This is a genomic window from Paraburkholderia sp. JHI869, assembly GCF_038900775.1.
GTDB lineage: Bacteria > Pseudomonadota > Gammaproteobacteria > Burkholderiales > Burkholderiaceae > Paraburkholderia.
The window spans coordinates 1-2,450 of record NZ_JAYMSC010000078.1; the positions used below are offsets into that span (position 1 = coordinate 1).

Below are 2,450 nucleotides of genomic sequence, written 5' to 3' on the forward strand. Positions count from 1 at the left end.
GTAAGCGGCCAGCGATCCCGTCTTGACAGACGAAGTTAGGCGATTGTCGGTATCGGCTGCCAGTGATGCGGCAACAACGCGGCAATGTCGCTGGCCCTGTGCGTGGGCAGACGCGTGAGGATGTCCTTGAGATACGCGTGCGGTTCGTGCCCGTTGAGTTGTGCCGAGCGGATCAGGCTCATGATCGCAGCACCACGCTGCCCCGCTCGCAGTGAACCTGCGAACATCCAGTTGGCCCGACCGATGGCCCATGGACGTATCTGGTTTTCAACCCAGTTGTTGTCGATGGGCACGCTCCCGTCGTCGAGATAGCGCGTGAGCGCTTCCCAGCGCTTTAAGCTGTAATCCAGAGCGTTCGCAATGCCAGAGCCTTCGGATACGAGCTTGCGCTGCGCAATCAACCATCCGTGCAAGGCATCGCAAACCGGCTTTGCCCGCGACTGGCGAAGCCGGTATCGCTCATCCATATTCAGTCCTGCTGCGTCACGCTCAATGTCGTAGAGCGCTGAGAAGAACGGCAGGGCGTGCCCCGCAACCTGACTGCTGTGGTTGGCGTGCAGCTCGAAGAACTTGCGCCGCGCATGTGCGGCGCATCCGATTTCGATGATGCCCTGCTGGAATGATGCCTTGTAGCCGCCGTAGTCATCGCACACCAGCTTGCCGTGCCAGCCTTCGAGGAATGCGCGGGCATGTGCACCGGCGCGGCTGCCGGTGAAGTCGTAGACTACCGCGCGCAGGTCACTGAACTGGGTGGACGTATACGCCCACAGGTACGCACGGTGCGTCTTGCCCTTGCCAGGGCTGAGCATCTGCACTGGCGTTTCATCGGCGTGCAATACGCCCTGCTGCAGGATCTCCTCGCGCAGTGCGTCGACCAGCGGCTGAAGCTGCACACCGCACATGCCCACCCACGCGCCCAGCGTGGATCTCGGTATCGCGAGGCCCGCACGGCTAAAGATCTGCTCCTGGCGGTACAGGGGAAGGTGGTCCGCATATTTGCTGACCAGTACCGACGCAAGCAGGCCAGTGGTCGGGATGCCCTTGTCGATGACGTGTGCGGGCACCGGTGCCTGGATCAGCGTCTCGCAGTTGCGGCATACCCATTTGCCCCGGATATGCCGCTCCACCGTAAACACGCCCGGTGCGTAGTCCAACTTCTCGCTGATGTCCTCGCCGATTCGCTCGCGCTCGCAGCCGCAGTGACACGCCGTGCTGACAGGCTCGTGGTGGATATCGGTGCGGGGCAACTGCGGCGGCAGCGGCGTGCGTTTGGGCTGCTCACGTTGCCGTTCAGCCGGCGGGGGTTTGAGCTGTTCGAGCTCCATCTCGATGGCAGCCACGTCGCCATCGATGGCTTCCTCGAGCAAGCTCATCTGCTCGCTGTTGAGCTGCTCGCTGCGCCGGCCGAACTGCTGGCGCTTGAGGATCGCGATCTCGTGCGACAGCTGATCGATGCGGGTCTGCCGGTAATGCAGTTCCCGATCCCGCTCGCTGACCTCCCGGTCCTTCACCTGCACCTCGGCAATCAACTGCACTGCGAGGGCACGCAACTGTTCCGGACTGAGGGAGTCAAGATCGGTAGGCAGGTTCATGCAGACCAGTCTGCCAGAAGCCCGCACACCGGTGAAGCGGAACTGTTTACGTCGCCATCATACGATGCGGATCACGCCGTCCTGGCCAATGCGCTGCCACGGCAGGCCCAGCACCAGGCCTGCCAGCTGTTCGTGCGTCATCGCGTGTTGCTTTGGCTCGCTGCCCGCGTGCGGCCAGACGAACTGTCCTTGATTCAGGCGTCGTGCTGCCAGCCAGATGCCGATCCCGTCATGAACGAGCACCTTCATTCGATTGGCCCGGCGGTTGGCAAACAGATAGGCGTGGTGCGGATGCGCGGCACCGAATACCTTGACCACGCGCGCCAGTGCCGTGTCGAAGCCGGCGCGCATGTCCAGTGGATCGACAGCCAGCCAGATCTCGTCGACCCGGATCACCGCAGCCACTCGCGCAGCCAGGCTGCACACTGGGCTGCCTCCGATATCGGCCAGCTTACCGTGACCGTCTGATCTCCCCGGCGCACTTCGATGCGAATCTCCGCCGAATGAGAGCTCCGGGTCTCCAGGGCAATCGGCACAAATGCCGGCGCGGGTGCCGGTTGCAAATCTACCGGACGGCCCGGCAGGCCCTTCGGAAGCCTGCCTTCCGCTTGATCGATCCAGCGTCGCAGCAGGTTCGCGTTGAGCCTGTGTTCCAGCGCAACCGCTGCAACTGATACTCCGGTTCCGTGGCAGGCAGCTACGACAGTGGCCTTGAACTCCTCGCTGTAGCGTCGCCGGCGTCGACGTTCGGAGGGTGTCACTTCTTCGATAGTGTTCACGTGTCCGCTTATTCGTTAAGTGGACACGATACTCCCAAGAGCTTTACCGATCCTCAAGATGGGTTGCCCGGCCGCTTAC

General features: G+C 62.7%; 3 protein-coding genes. All 3 read right to left on the reverse strand.

Going from position 1 to position 2,450, the window contains the following annotated elements:
- Positions 1 to 35: 35 nt before the first annotated feature.
- Genes VSR72_RS43870 through VSR72_RS43880 form a run of 3 tightly spaced genes read right to left on the reverse strand, consistent with a single transcriptional unit; the run spans position 36 to position 2,371 of the window.
- On the reverse strand, positions 36 to 1,592 hold the full coding sequence (locus VSR72_RS43870; RefSeq protein ID WP_342958403.1) for an IS66 family transposase: 1,557 nt from the start codon (positions 1,590 to 1,592) through the stop codon (positions 36 to 38).
- A gap of 57 nt (positions 1,593 to 1,649) precedes the next feature.
- A complete protein-coding gene (gene tnpB / locus VSR72_RS43875; RefSeq protein WP_342958404.1) occupies positions 1,650 to 1,997 on the reverse strand; it encodes an IS66 family insertion sequence element accessory protein TnpB in 348 nt (115 codons plus the stop codon).
- Positions 1,985 to 2,371 (reverse strand): transposase, encoded by a 387-nt coding sequence (locus VSR72_RS43880; protein ID WP_342958405.1) that lies wholly within the window; start codon positions 2,369 to 2,371, stop codon positions 1,985 to 1,987. Before VSR72_RS43880 ends, tnpB begins: the two co-directional genes overlap by 13 nt.
- Between the last annotated feature and the right edge of the window lie 79 nt (positions 2,372 to 2,450).

Excerpts from the sequence above, each read along its gene's own strand:
- VSR72_RS43870 (WP_342958403.1), bottom strand. The coding sequence starts at position 1,592 with ATGAACCTGCCTACCGATCTTGACTCCCTCAGTCCGGAACAGTTGCGT.